Source organism: Leisingera sp. ABM4_103, assembly GCF_056158685.1.
The window spans coordinates 1,708,330-1,732,349 of the sequence record NZ_JBSWTU010000005.1 but is presented as its reverse complement, the minus strand read 5'-3'; the positions used below and the strand labels follow the sequence as shown (position 1 = coordinate 1,732,349).

Here is a 24,020-nt window from a genome sequence, read left to right as displayed (position 1 = left end):
TCTTGACGCTTACGCGTATTTCGCCTGGATCTCTTCCGAGATGTTCTGCGGCACCGGCTCGTAGTGGTCGAACTGCATGGTGAACTGGGCGCGGCCCGAGCTCATCGAACGCAGGGTGTTGATGTAGCCGAACATGTTCGCCAGCGGCACAAACGCGTCGATGGCGATTGCGTTGCCGCGGTTCTCCTGGCCGGACACCTGGCCGCGGCGGGATGTCAGGTCGCCGATGATGCCGCCGGTGTATTCTTCCGGGGTGATCACCTCAACCTTCATCACCGGCTCGAGCAGTTTCGCACCAGCTTTGCGCATGCCTTCACGCATGCCCATGCGGGCAGCGATTTCAAAGGCCAGAACCGAGGAGTCCACGTCGTGGAACTTACCGTCGATCAGGGCAACCTTGAAGTCGATCACGGGGAAGCCGGCCAGCGGGCCGCTGTCCATGACGGACTGGATGCCTTTTTCGACGCCCGGGATGTATTCCTTCGGAACCGCACCGCCGACGATACGGGATTCGAAGGAGTAGCCTTCGCCCGGCTCTGTCGGCGAGATGATCAGTTTCACCTCGGCGAACTGGCCCGAACCACCCGACTGTTTCTTGTGGGTGTAGGAGTGCTCGACCTCTTTGGAGATGGTCTCGCGGTAGGCCACCTGCGGCGCACCGATGTTCGCCTCAACCTTGAACTCGCGCTTGAGGCGGTCCACCAGGATGTCCAGGTGAAGTTCGCCCATGCCCTTCATGATGGTCTGACCGGACTCGAGGTCGGTCTCGACGCGGAAGGACGGGTCTTCGGCGGCCAGACGGGCCAGACCCTGGGACATCTTCTCCTGGTCGGCCTTGGTTTTCGGCTCGACCGCGATCTCGATCACCGGATCGGGGAAGGTCATGGTTTCCAGAACGACCGGGTCGTTGACGGCGCAGAGGGTGTCACCGGTGGTGGTGTCCTTCAGGCCTGCCAGCGCGATGATGTCGCCTGCGAACGCTTCCGTGATTTCCTCACGGTTGTTCGAGTGCATCATCATCATCCGGCCAACGCGCTCTTTCTTGCCCTTGGTCGAGTTCAGCAGGGTGTCGCCCTTGTTCAGCACGCCGGAGTAGATCCGGGTGAAGGTCAGGGAGCCGACGAACGGGTCGTTCATGATCTTGAACGCCAGGCCGGAGAACGCCATGTCATCGTCCGCGCGGCGGGCAATGTTACGGACTTCTTCTTCGTCACCGGGTTTGAAGCCCATGTAGTCGACAACGTCCAGCGGGCTGGGCAGGTAGTCGATCACAGCGTTGAGCAGCGGCTGAACGCCTTTGTTCTTGAACGCGGAACCGCCCAAGACCGGAACGAAGGCCAGCTCCAGGGTGCCCTTGCGCAGCAGTTTGCGCAGGGTCGGAACGTCGGGCTCTTCGCCTTCCAGGTATGCTTCCATCGCGTCGTCGTCCATTTCGACGGCCGCTTCGATCATCTTGCCGCGCCATTCGTCAGCCATGTCTTTCAGGCTGTCGCGGATCGGAGCTTTGACCCAGGATGCGCCCAGGTCTTCGCCCTGCCACAGCCATTCTTCCATGTTGACCAGGTCAACCAGGCCTTCCAGCTCGTTCTCGGCGCCGATCGGCACACCAACCGGAACCGCGCGGGCGCCGGTACGGTCTTCGATCATGTTGACGCAGTTGAAGAAGTCGGCGCCGATCTTGTCCATCTTGTTGACGAACACCATGCGCGGAACCTTGTAGCGGTCAGCCTGACGCCACACGGTTTCGGTCTGCGGCTCAACACCGGCGTTGGCGTCCAGAACACAGACAGCACCGTCGAGAACCGCCAGCGAACGCTCAACTTCAATGGTGAAGTCAACGTGGCCGGGGGTGTCGATGATGTTCAGGCGGTGCTTCGGAGAGTCAGCGGTCTTGCCGTCTTCGGTGCGTTCCCAGAAGGTGGTGGTCGCAGCCGAGGTGATGGTGATGCCGCGTTCCTGTTCCTGCTCCATCCAGTCCATGGTGGCTGCACCGTCGTGCACCTCACCGATGTTGTGGGATTTGCCGGTGTAATACAGGATGCGCTCGGAGCAGGTGGTTTTACCTGCGTCGATGTGCGCCATGATACCGAAGTTACGGTACAGTTCGAGGGGATATTCGCGTGCCATAGGTCTAGGTCCTCTAGCTTACCAGCGATAGTGGCTGAAGGCTTTGTTCGCCTCGGCCATCTTGTGGGTGTCTTCGCGCTTCTTGACCGCGGTGCCACGGGACTGAACAGCGTCCAGCAGCTCGCCGGCGAGGCGCTCTTCCATGGTGTTTTCGTTGCGGTTGCGTGCGGCGGTGATCAGCCAGCGGATTGCCAGAGCTTCGCGGCGCTCGGGACGGACTTCGACCGGAACCTGGTAGGTTGCACCGCCAACACGGCGGGAGCGGACCTCAACGGACGGCTTCACGTTGTCCAGCGCTTCGTGGAAGACTTCCACCGGGGCGCGCTTGATCTTGGTTTCAACGCGGTCAAGCGCGTTGTACACGATACGCTCTGCGACCGACTTCTTGCCGTCGATCATCAGGTTGTTCATGAATTTGGTCAGAACGCGGTCGCCGAACTTGGCGTCGGGCAGGACTTCGCGCTTCTCTGCGGCGTGACGACGGGACATCTCGCTCTCTCCTTCTTACTTAGGACGCTTCGCGCCGTACTTCGAGCGGCGCTGCTTACGGTCTTTAACGCCCTGGGTATCCAGAACACCGCGCAGGATGTGGTAACGGACACCCGGAAGGTCTTTTACACGGCCGCCACGGATCAGAACCACAGAGTGCTCCTGAAGGTTGTGGCTTTCACCGGGGATGTAGGAGATCACTTCGAAACCGTTGGTCAGGCGGACCTTCGCAACTTTCCGCATAGCGGAGTTCGGCTTCTTCGGGGTGGTGGTGTACACGCGGGTGCAGACGCCGCGCTTTTGCGGGCACTGTTCCAGGTGCATGGACTTCGAGCGTTTAACTTTCGGCTGCCGCGGCTTGCGGATCAGCTGCTGGATCGTTGGCATTCCGGTTTATTCCCCGTTTTGCAACACTGTCATGCACGCCGGCGCGTGCGGGTGATTTCGCTGCACTCATGCGTCCACAAGCGCAAAAACCGCAATCGCTCCCATTCCGAGGTGAGACGACGCGGTGAGTTTACAGAGGGCCCGGGTGGTAAAAGTGCCCAGGCCTTGAGCCACTGCAATTTTGAATTCGGCTTACGAAGAATACACTCCGGGTGCCGGATAGCCGCGCGTATATGGGGAGTCGCGCTGGTTGTCAACAGCGGGCGGGCGCGGGGCCCCTGCCCGGCCCCGTGCCGGCGCTTGCCAGACATTGGCGCGCCCGGCATAGTCGGCGCAACCGCCTTTGTCACGAAACGGATTTCAGAATGCAAGTCATCGGTTTGTGCCGGTTTTCCTATCCGGCGCTTGGCGGGTTCCAGGTCGAGCATGAGACGATCAAAGAGCGCATCGCCTACCTTTATGCCGAAGCGCGGATGGAGGAGCGGTTCCGCCTGTTCGAGACCATCTCCCTGCCCTGCCTGAAAGAGCAGACCGATCAGGATTTCGACCTGATCCTTGTGACCGGCGACAGCCTGCCCCGGGTGCATCTGGACCGGCTGCGCGACCTGACCGCCGGAATGCCTCAGGTGCAGATTCGTGCAGAACCGCCGCGCCGCCACCGGGAGGTTATGAAGGAGATCATCAACCAGGCCCGCCGGGATCACGACCAGCCCTGCCTGCAGTTCCGCCATGATGATGACGACGCCGTGTCGGTCGAATTTGTCGAACGGCTGCGCGCGGTCACCGAGGACTGCCGGCCGCTGATGCGGAAGAACAGGACCGTGGCCATTGATTTCAACCGGGGCTTCATCGCGCAGGCGGGACCGAAGGGGATCGCGGCGGCGGAGGGCGTTCACCCCTATTTCGTGGCCGCCCTGGGCATGCACGTGCGCCGCGGCTGTGAGCAGACGATCATGAATTTCGGCCACCACAAGATCAACCGCTTCATGCCGACGGTGACGCTGACTGACTACCCGATGTTCGTGCGCACTCATAACCAGTTCAACAATTCCAGGGCCGAGGGCGGATGGCAGCCTGACCTGACGCCGCTGACACCGGAAAGGGAAGGCGAGTTCGAAGCCCGGTTTGCGATCCGGTCCGCTCATGTGAAGGAAGTGTTCGGCAGGGGCTGAGAAATTCAGACCCGCAGCTTTCGGGCCTGCCTGCGTTCCCGGTAGAAGGTGAACATCCCTGCACCGGCGACGATTGCCGCCCCGGCAATCGTCAGCAGGTCCGGCCACTCGCCGAACACCAGCCAGCCCAGGATCAGCGCCCAGATCAAGCCGCTGTAGCGCAAGGGCGCGATCACGGCGATCTCTCCCACCCGCATGGTCATGACCGAACACAGGTAGCCCGCGAAAATGAACAGTGCCGCGCCGGTCAGGATCAGATAGCCGCTGCTGTGCATCGGCTGCCAGTCCACTGCGGCGGAGGTGGCTATCCCGAACGCCGTCACGGCGAGGGAAGACATCAGGGTCACGGTCATCGACGGCACCTCTGGCGGCATCCGGCGGGTGACCAGGTCGCGGGCGGTGATGCAGGCCACTGCCGCCAGCGCATAAAGCGCGCCGTCGCTGAAGCCCTCCGGCCCCGGCCGCACAATCAGAAGCATTCCCGCAAAACCTGCGGCAATCGCCGCCATCCGGCGCCAGCCCACGGGTTCGCGCAGGAACAGCGCCGCACTGAGCGTCACCGCCAGCGGCAGCACCTGAAGCACCGCGGTGACGTTGGCGATCGGCATCAGCAACAGCGCGGTCAGGAACAGATAGGTGGCCGCCACCTCCGCGGCACAGCGCAATGCGATCATACCCCAAGCCCGGCCCGGCAGCCGCAGGCGGAGGCCGCCTAGCCGCAGGGCCAGAAGATAGATCAGGAAACTGGCGGCAATGCCGCGGACAGTCAGGATCTGCGGCAGCGGCAGCGCCCCGCCGATCAGCTTTACCAGCGCGTCGTTGAAGGTATAGGCCGCCATCGCCGCCGTCATCAGCAGCGCCCCGGTCTGGTTCGGGGTCATCGCTGCCCCGCTGTGGTCAATTGCAGCCTGGCATTCATCCCTGCGCCCTCCCTGTCCGGCAACAGATAGCCGCAGCCGCAGAAATGAAAAAGCCCCCGCACCGGAGATGCGGGGGCTTTTCTGTTTGCTTGCTGCCGCAGCTTAGTCGCGGCTTTCCGGGGTTTCGACCAGAATATCCGCGTCGTCGCCGCCCATCACGTCCTCGTCCATCACCGGTGCGGCCAGGGCTGCAGCGGCTTCGGCTTCCTCGCGGCGGGCTTCCAGCACCACGTTGTCGCGGCCCTGGGCAATCTGGCGCACCCGCTGGGTCGCGCCGCCGGTGCCGGCCGGGATCAGGCGGCCCACGATGACGTTCTCCTTGAGGCCGACCAGCTTGTCCTTCTTGCCCTGCACCGAAGCCTCGGTGAGGACCCGGGTGGTCTCCTGGAAGGAGGCCGCCGAGATGAAGGAGCGGGTCTGCAGCGATGCCTTGGTGATACCCAGCAGGATCGGTTCGCCCTGAGCAGGACGCTTGCCGCGGGCCAGCGCCTTTTCGTTGGCGGCGTCGAATTCCTGCTTGTCCACGTGCTCGCCTTTCAGCAGCGTCGTGTCGCCGGAGTCGGAGATCTCCCACTTCTGCAGCATCTGGCGAACGATCACCTCGATGTGCTTGTCGTTGATCTTCACACCCTGCAGACGGTAGACGTCCTGGACCTCGTCGATCATGTAGTTCGCCAGTGCCTCGACACCCATGATGGACAGGATGTCATGCGGCGCCGGGTTGCCGTCCATGATGTAGTCGCCCTTCTGGACAAAATCACCTTCCTGAACCGGAATGTGCTTGCCCTTGGGCACCATGTATTCGACGGCTTCCATCGACTCGTCCGACGGCTCGATCGCGATACGGCGCTTGTTCTTGTAGTCGCGGCCGAAGCGCACGTAACCATCGATTTCGGCGATGATCGCGTGATCTTTCGGACGGCGGGCTTCGAACAGTTCCGCAACGCGCGGCAGACCACCGGTAATGTCCTTGGTCTTGGCGCCTTCACGCGGGATACGCGCGACAACGTCACCTGCCATGATCTGCTGGCCGTCTTCGACCGACAGAATGGCGTCCACGGACATCGGGTAGGTCAGCGGGTTGCCGTTGTCGTTGCGCACCGGTTCGCCGTTGCCATCGACCAGGATGATTTCCGGCTTCAGGTCGGAGCCCTTCGGAGCCGCACGCCAGTCGATCACGATCTTCTGGGTCATGCCGGTGGCTTCGTCGGTCTCGTCGCGGACGGCCAGGCCCGAGACCAGGTCGACATACTTGGCGGTACCCGGCTTCTCGGCGATGATCGGCAGGGTATAGGGGTCCCATTCGAACAGCTTGTCGCCGCGGTTGACCTGCTGGCCTTCCTTGACGAACAGCTTGGAGCCGTAGCCCAGCTTGTGGCTGGCGCGCTCTTCGCCGTGCTCGTCCTGGATGATCAGCTTCATGTTGCGGCCGACAACCAGGGTCTCGCCGTTGGCGTTCTCCAGGGTCTGCGGCATCTCGAACACGATCTTGCCTTCCTGAGACGCTTCCAGGAACGACTGCTGGCCGCCCTGGGCAACGCCGCCGATGTGGAAGGTCCGCATGGTCAGCTGGGTGCCGGGTTCACCGATCGACTGTGCCGCGATGATGCCGACAGCTTCGCCGGTGTTCACCTGAGTACCGCGGGCCAGGTCACGGCCGTAGCACATGGCGCAGACGCCCTCTTCCAACTCACAGGTCAGCGGCGAGCGGATGCGGGTCGACTGAACGCCGGCCTCTTCCACTGCATCTGCCATGCGTTCGTCGATCAGCTGGCCAGCCGCGATGATGATCTCATCGGTGCCGGGACGCTTGATGTCATCCGCAGCCACACGGCCCAGGATGCGTTCGCCCAGCGAGGCCACCACTTCACCGTCGTTGATCGCCGCTTCCGCAGTGATCGCGCGCTCGGTGCCGCAGTCATGCTCACGCACGATGCAGTCCTGAGCCACGTCGACCAGACGGCGGGTCAGGTAACCCGAGTTCGCCGTCTTAAGCGCGGTGTCGGACAGACCCTTACGGGCACCGTGGGTCGAGTTGAAGTACTCGAGAACGGTCAGGCCTTCTTTAAAGTTCGAGATGATCGGGGTTTCGATGATGTCGCCGTTCGGCTTGGCCATCAGGCCGCGCATCCCGCCCAGCTGCTTCATCTGGGTGACCGAGCCACGCGCACCGGAGTGGGCCATCATGTAGACCGAGTTCGGCTCCATCACGGCGCCGTTCTCGTCCCGGCGGTCAGCGGAGATGGTGCCCATCATCGCTTCGGTGACCTTGTCGTTACACTTCGACCAGGCATCGACAACCTTGTTGTACTTTTCGCCCTGAGTGATCAGGCCGTCCATGTACTGCTGTTCGAAGTCTTTCACCTGCTCGCGGGTGTCGTCGACGATGGTCCACTTGCTGTCCGGGATCACCATGTCGTCCTTGCCGAAGGAGATGCCGGCCTTGAACGCTTCGCGGAAGCCCATGGTCATGATCTGGTCACAGAAGATGACCGACTCCTTCTGGCCGCAATAGCGGTAGACGGTGTCGATGACCTGCTGCACCTCTTTCTTGCGCAGCAGGCGGTTGACCAGTTCAAACGGTGCCTTGGCGTTTTTCGGCAGCAGCGCGCCCAGACGGACACGGCCCGGGGTGGTCTCGAAACGCTGGAGAACCTCGTTGCCTTCTTCGTCGATCTGGGTGATCCGCGCGGTGATCTTGGAGTGCAGATGCACCTCGCCGGCGTCCAGCGCGTGCTGAACTTCGTCGATGGTGCCAAACACCTTGCCTTCACCCGGCATGCCTTCGCGCTCCAGGGTCAGGTAGTAGAGACCCAGAATCATATCCTGCGAGGGAACGATGATCGGTGCGCCGTTGGCGGGCGACAGAACGTTGTTCGTGGACATCATCAGAACGCGCGCTTCCAGCTGGGCCTCAAGGCTCAGCGGGACGTGCACAGCCATCTGGTCGCCGTCGAAGTCCGCGTTGAACGCCGAGCAGACCAGCGGGTGCAGCTGGATCGCCTTGCCTTCGATCAGCGTGGGTTCAAACGCCTGGATGCCGAGACGGTGCAGCGTCGGTGCGCGGTTCAGCATCACCGGGTGCTCGCGGATCACCTCGTCCAGGATATCCCACACTTCGGGACGCTCTTTTTCGACCAGCTTCTTCGCCTGCTTCACGGTCGAAGACAGGCCCTTGGCCTCCAGACGCGAGTAGATGAAGGGCTTGAACAGCTCCAGCGCCATCTTCTTGGGCAGGCCGCACTGGTGCAGCTTGAGTTCCGGACCGGTCACAATCACCGAACGGCCGGAGAAGTCGACGCGCTTACCCAGAAGGTTCTGACGGAAGCGGCCCTGCTTGCCTTTCAGCATGTCGGACAGCGACTTCAGCGGGCGCTTGTTGGCGCCGGTGATGACGCGGCCGCGGCGGCCGTTGTCGAACAGCGCGTCCACGGATTCCTGCAGCATCCGCTTTTCGTTGCGGACGATGATGTCCGGCGCACGCAGTTCGATCAGGCGCTTCAGGCGGTTGTTCCGGTTGATGACGCGGCGGTACAGGTCGTTCAGGTCGGAAGTCGCAAAGCGGCCGCCGTCCAGCGGAACCAGCGGACGCAGTTCCGGCGGGATGACCGGGATCACGGTCATGATCATCCATTCCGGACGGTTGCCCGACTCCAGGAAGGATTCCACGACTTTCAGACGCTTGATGATCTTCTTGGGCTTCAGTTCGCCGGTTGCTTCGGCCAGTTCGGCGCGCAGCGTTTCGGCTTCCAATTCCAGGTCGATCTGGGCCAGCATGTCCCGGATCGCTTCAGCGCCAATGTTGGCGGTGAAGGCGTCCATGCCATAGGCATCCTGGGCGTCCATGTACTCTTCTTCGGTCATCATCTGACCATAGGTCAGGTCGGTCAGGCCCGGCTCGATGACAACATAGTTTTCGAAGTACAGAACCCGCTCCAAGTCGCGCAGGGTCATGTCCAGCATCAGGCCGATGCGGGACGGCAGCGACTTCAGGAACCAGATGTGCGCAACCGGTGCGGCCAGCTCAATGTGGCCCATGCGCTCGCGGCGCACTTTCTGCAGGGTGACCTCGACGCCGCATTTTTCACAGACGACGCCGCGGTACTTCATCCGCTTATATTTGCCGCACAGGCATTCGTAGTCTTTGATCGGTCCAAAGATCCGGGCGCAGAACAGGCCGTCGCGCTCCGGCTTGAAGGTCCGGTAGTTGATGGTCTCGGGCTTTTTGATTTCGCCATAGGACCAAGACAGGATCCGTTCCGGGCTGGCCAGCGAGACTTTGATTTCATCAAAGACCTTCGGCGGGGTCAGCGGGTTGAACGGGTTGTTGGTGATTTCCTGGTTCATTTTGATACCTCAAATCTTGCGGAAGGGGGGAGCGGGAGAAGGGCGCAGGGCCCTTACTCCTCAACCTCCGCATCCAGGAGTTCCATATTCAGGCCGAGGCCGCGGACTTCTTTAACCAGAACGTTGAACGATTCCGGAACACCCGCTTCAAAGTTGTCCTCGCCCTTGACGATCGACTCGTAGACCTTGGTCCGGCCGGCGACGTCATCCGACTTGACGGTGAGCATCTCCTGCAGGGTGTAGGCGGCGCCATAGGCTTCCAGAGCCCAGACTTCCATCTCACCAAAGCGCTGACCGCCGAACTGCGCCTTACCGCCCAGCGGCTGCTGGGTGACCAGCGAGTACGGGCCGGTGGAACGCGCGTGGATCTTGTCGTCCACCAGGTGGTGCAGCTTCAGCAGGTACTTGATGCCAACGGTGACCGGACGCGCGAACTGCTCGCCGGTGCGGCCGTCGAACAGGATCGACTGGCCGGACTGGTCAAAGCCCGCACGCACCAGGGCGTTGTTGACGTCATCTTCCTTGGCGCCATCAAAGACCGGGGTTGCGATCGGCACACCGCGGGTCACATTGCCTGCGGCTTCGATCAGCTGCTCCTCGGACATACCCGCGATGCCTTCGTCGTAGACATCATCGCCATAGGCGCCGTGCATCGCTTCACGCACTGGGGTCAGGTCGCCGGAACGGCGGTATTCCTGCAGCGCCTCGTCCACCTTGATGCCGAGGCCGCGTGCGGCCCAGCCCATGTGGGTTTCGAGGATCTGACCGACGTTCATACGCGACGGCACGCCCAGCGGGTTAAGGCAGAAGTCGACCGGGGTACCGTCGGCGAGGAACGGCATGTCCTCCATCGGCACCACTTTCGAAATCACACCTTTGTTGCCGTGACGGCCGGCCATCTTGTCGCCCGGCTGCAGCTTGCGCTTCACCGCGATGAAGACCTTGACCATCTTCATCACGCCCGGCGGCAGGTCGTCGCCGCGGCGGACCTTCTCGACCTTGTCCTCGAAACGGGCATCCAGGGCGCGCTTCTGCGCCTCGTACTGCTCGTTCAGGGCCTCGACCACCTGTGCGTCCTGCTCGTCTTCCAGCGCCAGCATCCACCACTGGCCGCGGGACAGCGAGTCCAGCAGATCCTCGGTGATTTCGGTGCCGGCACGCACGCCTTTGGGGCCTTTGACAGCCACTTTGCCCAGCAGCATGCCGCGCAGGCGGGCGTAGATGTTGCGGTCCAGGATCGCCAGCTCGTCGTCCCGGTCACGGGCCAGACGCTCGACTTCCTCACGCTCGATCTGCAGCGCACGCTCGTCTTTTTCCACACCGTGGCGGTTGAAGACACGCACTTCCACGACAGTACCGTAATCGCCCGGCTTCACGCGCAGCGAGGTGTCGCGCACGTCAGATGCCTTTTCACCGAAGATGGCGCGCAGCAGCTTCTCTTCCGGGGTCATCGGGCTTTCGCCCTTCGGAGTGATCTTGCCGACCAGAATGTCGCCCGGCTCCACATCGGCGCCGATGTAGACGATGCCCGCCTCGTCGAGGTTGCGCAGGGCTTCCTCGCCGACGTTGGGGATGTCGCGGGTGATTTCTTCCGGCCCAAGCTTGGTGTCACGGGCGGCGACTTCGAATTCCTCGATGTGGACCGAGGTGAAGACGTCGTCACGCGCGATGCGCTCAGAGATCAGGATGGAGTCTTCATAGTTATAGCCGTTCCACGGCATAAACGCGACGACCACGTTCTTGCCCAGAGCCAGTTCGCCCATGTCGGTCGACGGACCGTCGGCGATGACTTCGCCCTTGGTCACGGTGTCGCCCACTTTCACCAGCGGACGCTGGTTGATACAGGTGTTCTGGTTCGAACGCTGGAACTTGCGCATGCGGTAGATGTCCACACCCGCGTCGCCCAGTTCCAGGTCTTCGGTGGCCCGGATCACGATACGCTGCGCATCGACCTGGTCGATGATGCCCGCACGCTTGGCCTGGATGGCCGCGCCGGAGTCGATCGCAACCTTTTCCTCGATGCCGGTGCCGACCAGCGGCGCCTCTGCGCGCAGCAGCGGAACCGCCTGACGCTGCATGTTCGAGCCCATCAGAGCGCGGTTGGCGTCGTCGTTTTCCAGGAACGGGATCAGCGAGGCCGCAACCGAGACCAGCTGTTTCGGCGACACGTCGATCAGGTCGACGCTTTCATTCGGCGCCAGGGTGTAGTCACCCGACTGGCGGGTGGACACCAGGTCGTTGATGAACTTGCCGTTCTCGTCCAGGGTCGCGTTCGCCTGCGCCACGGTGTGGCGCATTTCCTCGGTGGCGGACATGTAGTGAACCTCATCGGTCACCTGTCCTTCTTTCACCACGCGGTAGGGCGTCTCAATGAAGCCGTACTTGTTGACGCGCGCAAAGGTCGCCAGCGAGTTGATCAGACCGATGTTCGGGCCTTCCGGGGTCTCAATCGGGCACATCCGGCCATAGTGGGTCGGGTGCACGTCGCGGACCTCAAAGCCGGCACGCTCGCGGGTCAGGCCGCCCGGGCCAAGCGCCGACAGGCGGCGTTTGTGGGTGACTTCCGACAGCGGGTTGGTCTGGTCCATGAACTGCGACAGCTGCGAGGAGCCGAAGAATTCGCGCACGGCAGCTGCGGCCGGTTTCGCGTTGATCAGGTCCTGCGGCATCACCGTGTCGATCTCGACGGAGGACATCCGTTCCTTGATCGCACGTTCCATGCGCAGCAGGCCGACGCGGTACTGGTTTTCCATCAGTTCGCCGACGGACCGCACGCGGCGGTTGCCCAGGTGGTCGATGTCGTCGACATCGCCGCGGCCGTCACGCAGGTCGACCAGCGCCTTGATACAGGCGACGATGTCTTCCTTGCGCAGGGTGCGCTGGGTGTCTTCGGCGTCGAGCGCCAGGCGCATGTTCATCTTCACGCGGCCAACAGCCGAGAGGTCGTAACGCTCGGAATCGAAGAACAGGGTGTCGAACAGAGCCGACGCGGCCTCGACGGTGGGCGGCTCGCCCGGGCGCATCACACGGTAGATGTCCATGAGCGCGCTTTCGCGGGTCCGGTTCTTGTCCTGCGCCATGGTGTTGCGCATGTAGGGGCCGACGTTGACGTTGTCGATGTCCAGCACCGGGATGTCGGTGATACCGGCATCCAGCAGCTCTTTCAGGGAGCCGCCGATCAGTTCGCCGTCCTTGTCGTATTCCAGGGTCAGCTCATCACCGGCTTCGACATAGATCGCGCCGTTGTCTTCGTTGATGATGTCCTTGGCGACGAACTTGCCGACGATATGCTCGAAGGGAACCAGCAGCTCGGTGATGGTGCCTTCCTCGATCATCTTCTTGACGGCGCGCGGGGTGACTTTCTTGCCCGCCTCGCAGATGATCTCGCCGGTGCCGGCGTCCACCAGGTCATAGGTCGGGCGGGTGCCGCGCACGCGCTCGGGGAAGAAGGGGGTGACCCAGCCGCGGGACTTCTCAAGCTTGAAGTTGACGGTGTTGTAGTAGGCATCCATGATGCCTTCCTGGTCCAGGCCCAGGGCATACAGCAGGGTGGTCACCGGCAGCTTGCGGCGGCGGTCGATACGGGCAAAGACGATGTCCTTGGCGTCGAACTCGAAGTCCAGCCAAGAGCCGCGGTACGGGATGATGCGGCAGGCGAACAGCAGCTTGCCCGAGGAGTGGGTCTTGCCCTTGTCGTGGTCGAAGAACACGCCCGGCGAGCGGTGCATCTGGGACACGATCACACGCTCGGTGCCGTTCACGATGAAGGTGCCGTTCGGGGTCATCAGGGGCATGTCGCCCATGAAGACGTCCTGCTCTTTGATGTCCTTGACGGACTTCGCACCGGTGTCCTCATCGACATCAAAGACGATCAGGCGCAGGGTGACCTTCAGCGGCGCCGAATAGGTCATGTCGCGCTGCATGCACTCTTCGACGTCGTACTTCGGCTTCTCAAAGGAATACTTCACGAACTCCAGAACGGAGGTTTCGTTGAAGTCCTTGATCGGGAAGACCGACTGGAACACACCTTTGATGCCTTCGCCGTCAAGCGGCTCGCTCGCATCGCCGGAGCGCAGGAACAGATCATAGGAAGATTTCTGCACCTCGATGAGGTTCGGCATTTCCAGCACTTCGCGGATTTTGCCGTAGTATTTACGTAGACGTTTCTGGCCAAGGAACGATTGAGCCATGTCAGATGTCACCTTTCCGAGTTCTCACCGGTCAAGGTTGCCGCCGGGCCCCGGCACCTTGCCCATACGAGACAGCGCGTTCGGATCAATTCATGGCCACCGTCCCGAAGGCGGCCTCCCGATCCCTTGAACCTCGCCTGAAAAAGCGCCTCTTGCGTGAGGCCCTTTTTAAGACAGGTTCGGCTGGGCCCGGAGAACTCCGGACCCAGCCAAATTTCCGATGCATCGGAGATGCACCAGAGGCAGGACTTAGGCCAGCTCGACTTCGGCGCCAGCTGCTTCCAGCTTGGCTTTGATGTCTTCTGCTTCGGCTTTGTCGATGCCTTCTTTGATTTTGCCGCCTGCTTCAACCAGCTCTTTGGCTTCTTTCAGGCCCAGGCCGGTGATGCCGCGAACTTCTTTGATCACGTTGATCTTGGAAGCGCCGGCGTTCTTCAGAACGACGTCGAATTCGGTCTTTTCTTCTTCAGCTGCACCGCCGGCGTCGCCGCCAGCTGCCATGACAACTGCGCCGCCAGCTGCGGGCTCGATGCCGTATTCGTCTTTCAGGATGGTTTTCAGTTCTTGTGCTTCCAGCAGGGTCAGACCCACGATGCTTTCTGCGAGTGCTTTCAGATCAGCCATTGTATCAGCTCTTTCCGTTTACAGTATGTGTGTTCCAACGTGCGGGCTTGTGCCCCACGCCAGCCGTTCAGTGCCAACCGCTTACGCAGCTTCCGCCTTCTCTTCGATGGTCGAAAGGATGCTTGCGATGTTGCTTGCAGGTGCGCCAATCGCGCCGGCGATGTTCGAAGCAGGTGCGCCAATGCAGCTTGCGATCTGAGCGATGAGCTCGTCGCGGGACGGCATTTTCGACACGGTTTCGACACCGGCACGGTCCAGAGCGTTCTCACCCATTGCACCGCCAAGGATCTCAAACTTTTTGTTTTCCTTGGCAAAATCCTCAGCCACTTTTGCAGCGGACACGGGATCTTCGGAGTAGGTCAGAACGGTCATCCCTGTCAGCAGGTCGGCCATGCTTTCACACGGCTTTCCCTCGAGGGCGATTTTGGCGAGCCTGTTCTTGGCAACACGCACGGAGCTGTTCGCGTCACGGGCACGTGCGCGCAGATCCTGCATCTCAGCAACTGTCAGACCGGCGTAGTGAGCAACCACCACGACGCCAGAGCTTTCGAAGATCTGGCCGAGTTCCTCGACCACTTTCTCTTTCTGGGCTCTATCCACAGTTCTCTCCAAGTTAGGGATGCTTACGCATCCCGGCTCATATTTGCCGAACCAGATGGCCCGGCGTTCAGGTCCGTTTTACGGGATGAGCCAAATCCGCCCGAGGGATTGAAAACCCCCGATCTTCTTGGTCTGTACCCGTCTCAGGAGGGAAATTAAGGTCCGATCGGAGACCACCCACCATCTTGGACGAAATGAAATAAAGCGCACGACGAATCGCACGCTTTATCTCAAGGCCGTAGTTATTCCCATTTGAAGGGATTTCCAAGAGCGAAATTGGAAAATACACCTGCTCGCTGGGTTCCGCCAGGACAGAAAAAGGGCGGCCCTTGCGGTGCCGCCCCTTCTGACATCAGCTGTGCGCCCGATTACTCGGTGACAGCGTTGTCCACGTCAACCGTGATGCCCGGGCCCATGGTCGAGGACAGGTTGATCTTTTTCATGTAAGCACCCTTGGCGCCGGTCGGCTTGGCTTTGGCCACGGCCGACACGAAGGCGCGGATGTTTTCGACCAGCTTGGCTTCGTCGAAGGACGCTTTGCCGACGCCTGCGTGCACAACGCCGCCTTTTTCCGCCTTGAACTGCACTTCGCCACCCTTGGCTGCTTCCACGGCCGCTTTCACGTCCATGGTCACGGTGCCGACTTTCGGGTTCGGCATCAGGTTGCGCGGGCCGAGGATCTTACCCAGGCGGCCGACGACGGGCATCATGTCCGGGGTCGCGATGCAGCGGTCAAAGTCGATGTTGCCGGCCTGGATGGATTCCATCAGGTCTTCGGCGCCAACGATGTCTGCGCCGGCTTCCTTGGCTTCGTCTGCTTTCGGGCCGCGGGCGAAGACTGCAACGCGCATGTCTTTGCCGGTGCCGTTCGGCAGGCCGACCACGCCGCGGACCATCTGGTCTGCGTGGCGGGTGTCAACGCCCAGGTTCATGGCGATTTCGACGGTCTCGTCGAACTTCGAGGTTGCGTTGGCTTTCACCAGGGCAACTGCTTCTTCCACGGACAGGTTTTCTTTGCCAGCGAAAGCTTCGCGCGCGGCGCGGGTACGTTTACCGAGCTTTGCCATCTTACTTCACCTCGATGCCCATGGAGCGGGCGGAGCCCAGGATGATCTGCATTGCAGCGTCGATGTCGTTGGCGTTCAGATCTTTCATCTTGGCTTCGGCGATCTCTTTCACCTGGGCCACAGTCACGGTGCCGACGGTTTCACGCGACGGGTTGTTCGCGCCGGATTTCACCTTGGCCGCCTTCTTCAGGTAGTAAGACGCGGGCGGCGTCTTGATGTCCATGGTGAAGGACTTGTCCTGATAGTAGGTGATCACGGTCGGGCACGGCGCGCCGGGCTCCATGTCTGCGGTCTTGGCGTTGAACGCCTTGCAGAATTCCATGATGTTGATGCCGCGCTGACCCAGGGCCGGGCCGACGGGCGGAGAGGGGTTTGCCTGACCTGCAGGAACCTGCAGCTTCATCGAACCAACAAGCTTCTTAGCCATTTGGTTTTCCTTTCAACACAGACGGGACGCGTCCCATCCAATTCAAGTTGCGTGGTCGGATTTCAGGGTCGCGACCCGTCCATCTCCCACGAGAGAATCTCGCCCGAAGACGATAGAGGCGGCATGTACAGGGGAATGCCGGAGTTGGCAAGTGGCCCAGCCGTTCAATCGGCAGCGGCTGGGCCGCGACGGAAGCAGACGCTGCGCGCCGCGGGTCAAGGGCAGGGCCAGGCGGGTTACACCTCCGCTGGCGGCACGGCCCGCCGGTAGAGATGCCATGTGGTGTGGCCAAGGACAGGCAGGGTGACAATCAACCCCAGAAACGCCGGAACCAGCGACACCAGCATGGTGAGCGAAATGATCGCCGCCCAGGCGAGCATGACCATGGGGCTTTCCGTAACGACGCGAATGGACGTCAGCATGGCAGAAACGAAATTGGTCTCCCGGTCGAGCAGCATAGGCATGGCGACGACGGTCACCGCGAACAGGACTGCCGACAGAAATGCGCCGACACAGGTGCCGATTGCCAGGAAGGTCCAGCCCTGCGGCGTGAAGAAGACGATGTTCAGGAACCCGTCAAAATCCGAGAAGGATGCATTCTTGAGGGTTATCGCCAGCCATAGCCGGACCTGGTAGATCCACACCCAGAAAATAAACAGTGTGACAAAGGCCATCCAGCCCATTTCGCGCTTACGCTGGCTGGCCATGACAGTGAGGATCTCGGACCAGGTGAAACTTTCTCCCTTCTGCATCCGGCGGGACATTTCATATAGCCCGGCAGCAGCAAAAGGCGCGACCAGCGGAAAACCTACAGCGGCAGGAATGATCATCCAGATCGCGCCGAGCCAGACCAGGCACCAGACGAACAGGATGCCGAAAACCGCATAGAACAGGCCGAAGAAGCCACTCAGGAAAGGGCGCGCCAGAAAGTCGGAGAACCCTGCCTTCAGAGACGCGGTGATATCACCCGCCGTCACCTTATTGACCGCGGGCACGGCCTGATGCTGCGGTGTCAGGTTGTCCGGCGGTGTGGAACCTGCGGTTTTGGATGCCAAGACACACTCCTCCCAAAGCATGGCACCGCGCAGGTCCTTTTGCGATTAGACCCAGCGGTGAGACAGACATCCCTCCTCCCGATACAAGTTTGCATCAGGCGAGGCATACGGGCAAGGGGGAGTATGGCCGCTCCTTTCAGAATGGCGATCACAAACAAGAAACGCCGCGGTGCATCGTGCAACGCGGCGCTATGATTTTCATTGCAGGACCGGTCAGCCTTGCTTGGTGACCTGGGTAAAGTCCAGTTCCACCGGGGTTTCGCGGCCGAAGATCGACACGGTGACCTTGAGCTTCTGGTTGTCGTCGTCGACCTCTTCGACCATGCCGTCGAAATCCTCGAACGGTCCGTCGTTGACCTTGACCTTCTCGCCCACCTCGAAGTTGATCAGGGTGCGCGGCGCCTCGACGCCTTCCTCGACGCGGCCCAGGATGCCCTGCACCTCGGCGTCACGCATCGGCATCGGGCGGCCCTGCGGGCCCAGGAAGCCAGTCACGCGGTTGATCGAGGAGATCAGGTGATAGCCGCGGTCGGACATTTCCATGTGGACCAGAACGTAACCGGGCATGAAGCGGCGCTCGGTCGAGACCTTCTTGCCGCGGCGGATCTCGATCACCTCTTCGGTCGGGACCAGCACCTCGTCAATTTCGTCCTCGAGCCCCTGCTCGGCGACCGCGGTGCGGATCTGCTCTGCGATTTTCTTTTCGAAGTTCGAAAGAACGCTGACCGAGTACCACCGTTTCGCCATGAACCGTTGTCCTTGTTCTGCAGGGCGGGCCGGTGCCGCGCCGCTGCGTAATCATTCCGTTGCAGCTCTTAAGCTGCGCTCTCCAACAAAAAGCGGCGTGCAAACCGAATTGCTGCACGCCCGCCTCAATGTTCCTGCTCAGGTACCGCCCATCGCCGCCAGAATCAAGTGCTGCGCAGCAACCGCGGCCCCGGAGCCGTCATACCGCTGCAGGCTCAGCCGAACATCCCCAGAAGGCCCTGCAGGCCATAGCGGATCAACAGATCGACCAGCGCAAAGAACAGCGCCGTCAGAGCCGCCATGATAAACACCATGACCGTGGTCAGCAGCACCTCGCGCCGGGTCGGCCAAACGACCTTGGACACTTCGGCACGAACCTGCTGGATAAACTGAACTGGGTTGATAGTCGCCATGGTGGGGGAGTCTCTCTGCTAGCAGTGCAGGCGATGTAACCGGTGCGGCAGCTGAATTCAAGCCCTGCGCCCGCAACAGCCGGTGTTCCCGGCCGCGGTCAATCCAATTTTAATCCACTTCCCGCAAAACTGAATCCAGCAGCCCCGGCGCAGGACGCGCGCCGTGTTGGCGCACCCCCGTGTGTTTCAGTGAGACAGGATGCCATGACACCCGCACAAACCCTTTCCCAGGCCGAGCAGCTCGAACGCGACGCCAAGTTCGAAGATGCAGTGCTTGCTTACTCCGGAATTCTGGCGCGCAACCCCAAGAACGCACGCGCTCTGCAGGCCTTGGACTCGCTGCGCGGCCGTCTGAGGGAGCAGCGTGAGCCCTCCGATGACACAAAGGGGGAGCTGGAGGCGGCACTTGCCGCCGGACGCCCCTTTGAAGCGGCGGACAGCTGCGGCGCCTTGCTCAAGACCTTCCGGGAGTTGCATTTCCTGTGGGATTTCCTGGGCCGCTGCCACCTCGCTGCCGGCCATCTGGACAACGCGGCCACCTGCCTGAACAAGGCGTGCGGGATCAACCCCAAAGAAGCCGGAACCTATGCCGCCATGGGCCGCGTTCACATGGCGCGCGGACAGGCGGACAATGCCGTGGCGCTCTACCGCAAGTCACTGGCGCTGGATGCCGATTGCCTGCTTGCGCTGCGCAGCCTGGCCGAGGCGCTGCCGCTTGAGGGCCGCAGCGCAGAGGCCGCGTCGGCCCTGCGCCGGGCGGTTGCGCTGGCACCAGATGATGCGCTGCTGCATTTCAGCCTGGCGGGCCTGCTGCACAATCTCGGCGCGGTGGCAGAGGCTAAGGACCACTACAAGCGCGCTGTCAGCTTGCGGCCGGGTCTGAACGAGGCGCAGTACCAGCTGGGCCTGCTTCTCAAGGCCGAAGGGCGCCATGCCGATGCACTCCCCTGTTTCGACAAGATCCTCCAGATCTCCCCATCCGATGACCGGGCCCGCACCCAGCGCCTGCACGTGCTGGCAGAGCTCAACGATTGGCGCTGGATACAGGAGTACGAACAATACCGCCGCCTGCTGGGCCTGCGCGGCAGCGGCTGCGATCCCAGCGCGCTGATGCTGATGGAGGACAATCCGGACCTGCTCAGGGTGCGCGCGCAAGCCTACGCCAGCGAGCATTTCCCCGAAGTGGAACCGCAGACCGCCCCGCCCGCCCAACAGCGCCCGGAGCGGCTTAGGATCGGCTATTTCTTCTCCGCCTGCGACGCCTCGGCGCTGCTGAGCCAATACACTGCATTTTTTGCCGCTCACGACCGCAACCGGTTTGAAGTCTTTGCCTATGCCACGGGTCCGGGTTTTAGCGAAGAAGCCGCCTCAGCGTTCCCTGTGTCCTGTTTGCGGATGCTGGACGGGACCTCAACCGACGGCGCGGCCGCGGCAGCTAAGGCCGATGAACTGGACATTGCGGTGGACCTGTCAGGCTATTCCAACGGCAACCGGACCGGCCTGCTCAACACCCGGCTGGCGCCCCTGCACATTGCCTGGCCCGGATACCCTGGAACCATGGGAACCGCTGCTTTCGACTACCTGATCAGCGACGGCACCACCTGCCCGCCCGGCAGCGAGCGGTATCACAACGAACACCTGCTGCGCCTGCCGAACAGTTGTCTGGCGATGCCGCCCGCCAGCACTGTCAGCGCCCCGGTCCGGGCCGACTGCGGACTGCCGGACGAGGGTTTTGTCTTTTGCAGCTTTGCCGCGGCCAGCCAGATCACTCCGCAGGAGTTCGATATCTGGATGCGCTTGCTGGATGGCGCCCCTGACAGCGTGCTTTGGCTTCTGGATCATGGCGCACACGCCGTCTCGAACCTGCGCCGCGCCGCGGCCGCCCGCGGCATCGACCCGGACCGGCTGATCTTTGCTCTGCCTGCGGACCGCGCGGAGCATCTTGCCCGGCTGCCCCTTGCCGGCGTGTTCCTTGACACCTTCACGGTCAACGCCGCCACCGCTGCCCGCGATGCACTGGCCGCGGGAGTGCCAATGATCACCCTGCCCGGTCAGCAGCTTGCCGCCCGCACGGGAGCAAGCCTGCTGCAAGCGGCCGGACTGCCTGAACTGATCGCTGACAGCGCGGAAGCGTATGAGGCAAAGGGCGCCGCAGTTGCCGCAGATCCGGAGGCGTGCGCCGTGCTGAAGCGTAAGCTGCGCCAGCAGCACCAGGTCGCCCCGCTGTTCTCAGCCGCGCAGCTTAGCAGGCAGATTGAGAGCGCCTATGACGCGGCCTATGACCGGTTTTTGCAAGGATTGCCTGCTGGTCATCTGACCATCTCCGGCAAGGAGACGCCGCAGGGCTGATACAGAACCGCCGGCCACCCTGTGTGGGCGGCCATGATCTACGGACTTTTTGGAGACTGGCAGGGGCAGCAGGGTTCGAACCCGCGACCTACGGTTTTGGAGACCGTCGCTCTACCAACTGAGCTATACCCCTGTAGTGCGGCATGTCCTACGGCAGCCGTGCGGCGGTGGCAAGAGGGAAAACCGATTTTCTGCGCGCCGCGCGGCGGTTTGCGGGCCGCGGGCTTTGCCCGCTCCCACCCATGCGGTAAGAGGGGCCGGAAAGCGGGCCGCGCGCCCGGCCAATCCCTTGGAAATGAGCCTGAAACCGTGAGCCTGAGAAAGAAATTCGCCGACAGCCCCCGGGTGAACCGCGCTATCGAGGGGCTGTTTGCCACCTATGTGCGATTCGCCTTCCGCACCTCCCGCTGGAGCCGCAACGGTTTTGAGGAGATGGACGATTGCGTGCGGCGCGGCGAGCCGGTGATCTTTGTGCTCTGGCACCAGCGGCTGATCATGGCGCCCTATCTGTTCGACACCTCGCTGGGACGAATCTGCGCGCTGACCTCCGCCGCCCGCGCCGGGCGTCTGGCGGGACAGATCCTGGTGCGGCTGGGGTTTGAGACCATTCCAATGTCGAGCCACAAACGCCATGTGGCGCTGTCGCGCGAAGTGCTGCGGCGCACCCGGGAAGGCTGTTCCATCGGCATCGCCGCCGACGGCCCGCGCGGCCCTGCCCGCGTGTCCTCCACCGTGCCGGTGGTCTGGGCGCGGATGACCGGCTGCCGGGTGTTCACCGTCGCCTTTGCAGAGCGAAAAGTGATCAAGCTGCCAACCTGGGACCAGCAGATGCTGCCGCTGCCGTTTTCCCGCGGGGTGCTGATGTGCCGGGAATGGACGGATGAGGTGCCGAAAAAACCGAGTGACGCTGAGGTGGAGGTCTTACGGCAGAGCCTGGAAGCCTCGCTAGATGCTGTCACGGATGCAGCGGACGCGGCTGCCGGGCGCAGCAGCTAAGATCCGAAGACGCCTCAGACCTGACCCACCGTTTTTTTCTCGAAAGGCGGTCATGAGAAACCGGTTTTTCATGGCCGGAAACCGCGCCGGTTTCCGGCGGCGGCACAGCAAAAAGGCCGCCCGGAGGCGGCCTTTCCGTCGATCAATCAGGAGACCTGATTACTCGATGATTTTGGACACAACGCCGGCGCCGACGGTGCGGCCGCCTTCGCGGATGGCGAAGCGCAGGCCGTCTTCCATCGCGATCGGGGCGATCAGCTCAACCGCGAACTTCAGGTTGTCGCCCGGCATCACCATCTCGGTGCCTTCCGGCAGGGTCACGGTGCCGGTCACGTCGGTGGTGCGGAAGTAGAACTGCGGACGGTAGTTCGCGAAGAACGGGGTGTGGCGGCCGCCTTCTTCCTTGGTCAGGATGTAGGCTTCGGCTTCGAACTTGGTGTGCGGGGTCACGGAACCCGGCTTGCACAGCACCTGGCCGCGCTCAACGGATTCACGGTCCACACCGCGCAGCAGGGCGCCGATGTTGTCGCCGGCTTCACCGCGGTCCAGCAGCTTGCGGAACATTTCCACACCGGTGCAGGTGGTTTTCGAAGTGTCTTTGATGCCGACGATTTCGATTTCGTCGCCAACATTGATCACACCGCGCTCGACACGGCCGGTCACAACGGTGCCGCGGCCGGAGATCGAGAACACGTCTTCGATCGGCATCAGGAACGGCTGGTCAACCGCACGCTCGGGGGTCGGGATGTATTCGTCCACGGCCGCCATCAGCTCTTTGATCTTGTTTTCGCCGATTTCCGGGTCACGGCCTTCCATCGCCGCCAGCGCGGAACCTGCGATGATCGGAATATCGTCGCCCGGGAACTCGTAGGAGGACAGCAGCTCGCGGATTTCCATTTCCACCAGCTCCAGCAGCTCTTCGTCGTCGACCTGGTCCACTTTGTTCATGAACACGACCAGCGCCGGAACGCCAACCTGACGCGCCAGCAGGATGTGCTCGCGGGTCTGCGGCATCGGGCCGTCAGCAGCGTTCACCACCAGGATCGCGCCGTCCATCTGAGCGGCACCGGTGATCATGTTCTTGACGTAGTCGGCGTGGCCGGGGCAGTCGACGTGGGCGTAGTGGCGCGCGTCGGTTTCATATTCCACGTGGGCGGTGGAGATGGTGATGCCGCGGGCTTTTTCTTCCGGCGCGCCGTCGATCTGGTCGTAGGCTTTGAAGTCGCCGAAGTACTTGGTGATCGCTGCGGTCAGCGTGGTTTTGCCGTGGTCAACGTGGCCGACGGTGCCGATGTTGACGTGCGGTTTATTACGTTCAAACTTTTCCTTAGCCATGCCTTGGACGCCTTTTGAAATGAGGGGTCAGCGTTGACCCGGTTTCCTCTGCGCGGGCGGATTATTTGGTTTGCGCGGAAAAATCAACCCGTTCCTGCTTGACAGAAGCGGAAATCGCCGGGCTCAGCCGGCCGGCGCCGGCTCCGCAGCATCCGGTGCAGCCGTACCTTCAGCGGCCGTGCCAGGACGGGGCGCGAACCACCCCTGCTCCTTGTGGTTTTCTGCCATCCACTCCTCGACCTTGTCGGCGATATTGACGGCCAGCCCCTGGATCTGCTGCTCTTTGGTGCGCGCATGGCCGGACCCCAGCAGCGCGCTTTCGCCGGTGGTGCTTTCGAAGATCTCCATCTGGTGCTTTTTGGCGAGGAATTTCTTGTTTGCCACGTCGTAGACAAACACGTTCACCACCACAGCACTCTTTGGCGAAAACAGCACCGGCACGCCGGGCGGCGCCAGCATGAAGCCCTCGAGCGTCACGGCAACGTCGTATTGCTGGGCGCCCGCATAGCGGCGCAGCCGCGTGTTCAGCGCATTCTCGATCGGGGCGGTCCATTCACTGTGGTCGGCATCGCGCGAGAGCGGCCATTGCAGCGCCTTTTCCGTATAGACATGCGTCACGCGGGCCTGGAAGGCACCCAGATCCTCGGGCGCTTCGTCGAGGCGGGTTTCGCCGCAGGCTGCGAGCAGCACCAGCGCGGAAAACAGGGCGAGAATGCGGGTCATGGGAGTCCCCCGTAAGAATTCGGTCCTGCCCTGATAGCCCTGCCGGGCGCAG

18 protein-coding genes and 1 tRNA gene are annotated in these 24,020 nt (G+C 62.2%); 3 read left to right on the top strand and 16 right to left on the bottom strand.

What is annotated here, in order from left to right; genetic code table 11:
- Window positions 1-9 precede the first annotated feature (9 nt).
- The 3 genes from fusA to rpsL are packed head-to-tail and all read right to left on the bottom strand — an operon-like array spanning window position 10 to window position 3,003.
- Window positions 10-2,127 carry an elongation factor G gene (gene fusA, locus ACXAED_RS09985; RefSeq protein WP_475049282.1) on the bottom strand — a complete coding sequence of 706 codons (2,118 nt, stop codon included), beginning with the start codon at window positions 2,125-2,127 and terminating at the stop codon, window positions 10-12.
- 18 nt (window positions 2,128-2,145) lie between these two features.
- Window positions 2,146-2,616 (bottom strand): 30S ribosomal protein S7, encoded by a 471-nt coding sequence (gene rpsG / locus ACXAED_RS09980; RefSeq protein ID WP_421056997.1) that lies wholly within the window; start codon window positions 2,614-2,616, stop codon window positions 2,146-2,148.
- Window positions 2,617-2,631: 15 nt separating this feature from the next.
- Entirely contained in the window at window positions 2,632-3,003 is a 372-nt protein-coding gene (gene rpsL / locus ACXAED_RS09975; RefSeq protein ID WP_005621086.1) for a 30S ribosomal protein S12, read from the bottom strand.
- Between the two features lie 365 nt (window positions 3,004-3,368).
- On the opposite strand from rpsL, the gene ACXAED_RS09970 reads away from it, so the two are divergent.
- Complete coding sequence (locus tag ACXAED_RS09970; RefSeq protein ID WP_475049279.1) at window positions 3,369-4,175, top strand: putative rhamnosyl transferase; 807 nt, start codon at window positions 3,369-3,371, stop codon at window positions 4,173-4,175.
- A 5-nt stretch (window positions 4,176-4,180) separates the two neighbouring features.
- On the opposite strand, the gene ACXAED_RS09965 is transcribed toward ACXAED_RS09970, so the two are convergent.
- The 10 genes from ACXAED_RS09965 to secE all read right to left on the bottom strand — a co-directional run bounded on the left by ACXAED_RS09965 (window position 4,181) and on the right by secE (window position 18,565).
- Window positions 4,181-5,056, bottom strand: coding sequence for a DMT family transporter (locus ACXAED_RS09965; RefSeq protein WP_475049277.1), 876 nt, complete (start codon window positions 5,054-5,056; stop codon window positions 4,181-4,183).
- A gap of 141 nt (window positions 5,057-5,197) precedes the next feature.
- Window positions 5,198-9,442, bottom strand: a complete 4,245-nt coding sequence (rpoC, locus tag ACXAED_RS09960) for a DNA-directed RNA polymerase subunit beta' (RefSeq protein WP_475049274.1) — start codon at window positions 9,440-9,442, stop codon at window positions 5,198-5,200.
- A 53-nt stretch (window positions 9,443-9,495) separates the two neighbouring features.
- Window positions 9,496-13,632, bottom strand: a complete 4,137-nt coding sequence (gene rpoB / locus ACXAED_RS09955; protein ID WP_475049273.1) for a DNA-directed RNA polymerase subunit beta — start codon at window positions 13,630-13,632, stop codon at window positions 9,496-9,498.
- Between the two features lie 249 nt (window positions 13,633-13,881).
- Complete coding sequence (gene rplL / locus ACXAED_RS09950; protein WP_027236232.1) at window positions 13,882-14,256, bottom strand: 50S ribosomal protein L7/L12; 375 nt, start codon at window positions 14,254-14,256, stop codon at window positions 13,882-13,884.
- A gap of 81 nt (window positions 14,257-14,337) precedes the next feature.
- Window positions 14,338-14,856 (bottom strand): 50S ribosomal protein L10, encoded by a 519-nt coding sequence (gene rplJ, locus ACXAED_RS09945; RefSeq protein WP_039165542.1) that lies wholly within the window; start codon window positions 14,854-14,856, stop codon window positions 14,338-14,340.
- A gap of 368 nt (window positions 14,857-15,224) precedes the next feature.
- On the bottom strand, window positions 15,225-15,923 hold the full coding sequence (rplA, locus tag ACXAED_RS09940; protein ID WP_475049270.1) for a 50S ribosomal protein L1: 699 nt from the start codon (window positions 15,921-15,923) through the stop codon (window positions 15,225-15,227).
- A 1-nt stretch (window position 15,924) separates the two neighbouring features.
- Window positions 15,925-16,350, bottom strand: coding sequence for a 50S ribosomal protein L11 (rplK, locus tag ACXAED_RS09935; protein ID WP_019298608.1), 426 nt, complete (start codon window positions 16,348-16,350; stop codon window positions 15,925-15,927).
- A 236-nt stretch (window positions 16,351-16,586) separates the two neighbouring features.
- On the bottom strand, window positions 16,587-17,405 hold the full coding sequence (locus tag ACXAED_RS09930; RefSeq protein WP_475049268.1) for a DUF2189 domain-containing protein: 819 nt from the start codon (window positions 17,403-17,405) through the stop codon (window positions 16,587-16,589).
- A 213-nt stretch (window positions 17,406-17,618) separates the two neighbouring features.
- Window positions 17,619-18,152: a transcription termination/antitermination protein NusG gene (gene nusG, locus ACXAED_RS09925; protein WP_475049266.1), complete on the bottom strand. Its 534-nt coding sequence runs from the start codon at window positions 18,150-18,152 to the stop codon at window positions 17,619-17,621.
- 215 nt (window positions 18,153-18,367) lie between these two features.
- Window positions 18,368-18,565: a preprotein translocase subunit SecE gene (gene secE, locus ACXAED_RS09920; protein WP_008554326.1), complete on the bottom strand. Its 198-nt coding sequence runs from the start codon at window positions 18,563-18,565 to the stop codon at window positions 18,368-18,370.
- 204 nt (window positions 18,566-18,769) lie between these two features.
- Between secE and ACXAED_RS09915 the strand changes: the two genes are divergently transcribed.
- Window positions 18,770-20,914, top strand: a complete 2,145-nt coding sequence (locus ACXAED_RS09915) for an O-linked N-acetylglucosamine transferase, SPINDLY family protein (protein WP_475049264.1) — start codon at window positions 18,770-18,772, stop codon at window positions 20,912-20,914.
- Window positions 20,915-20,971: 57 nt separating this feature from the next.
- Here the strand turns inward: ACXAED_RS09915 and ACXAED_RS09910 are convergent.
- Window positions 20,972-21,047: transfer RNA gene (locus ACXAED_RS09910), tRNA-Trp, on the bottom strand.
- Window positions 21,048-21,223: 176 nt separating this feature from the next.
- On the opposite strand from ACXAED_RS09910, the gene ACXAED_RS09905 reads away from it, so the two are divergent.
- On the top strand, window positions 21,224-21,910 hold the full coding sequence (locus ACXAED_RS09905) for a lysophospholipid acyltransferase family protein (protein ID WP_475049262.1): 687 nt from the start codon (window positions 21,224-21,226) through the stop codon (window positions 21,908-21,910).
- Window positions 21,911-22,069: 159 nt separating this feature from the next.
- Here ACXAED_RS09905 and tuf read toward each other — a convergent pair whose 3' ends face one another.
- Window positions 22,070-23,245: an elongation factor Tu gene (tuf, locus tag ACXAED_RS09900; protein WP_475049259.1), complete on the bottom strand. Its 1,176-nt coding sequence runs from the start codon at window positions 23,243-23,245 to the stop codon at window positions 22,070-22,072.
- Window positions 23,246-23,368: 123 nt separating this feature from the next.
- Window positions 23,369-23,968, bottom strand: a complete 600-nt coding sequence (locus ACXAED_RS09895; RefSeq protein WP_475049257.1) for a hypothetical protein — start codon at window positions 23,966-23,968, stop codon at window positions 23,369-23,371.
- Between the last annotated feature and the right edge of the window lie 52 nt (window positions 23,969-24,020).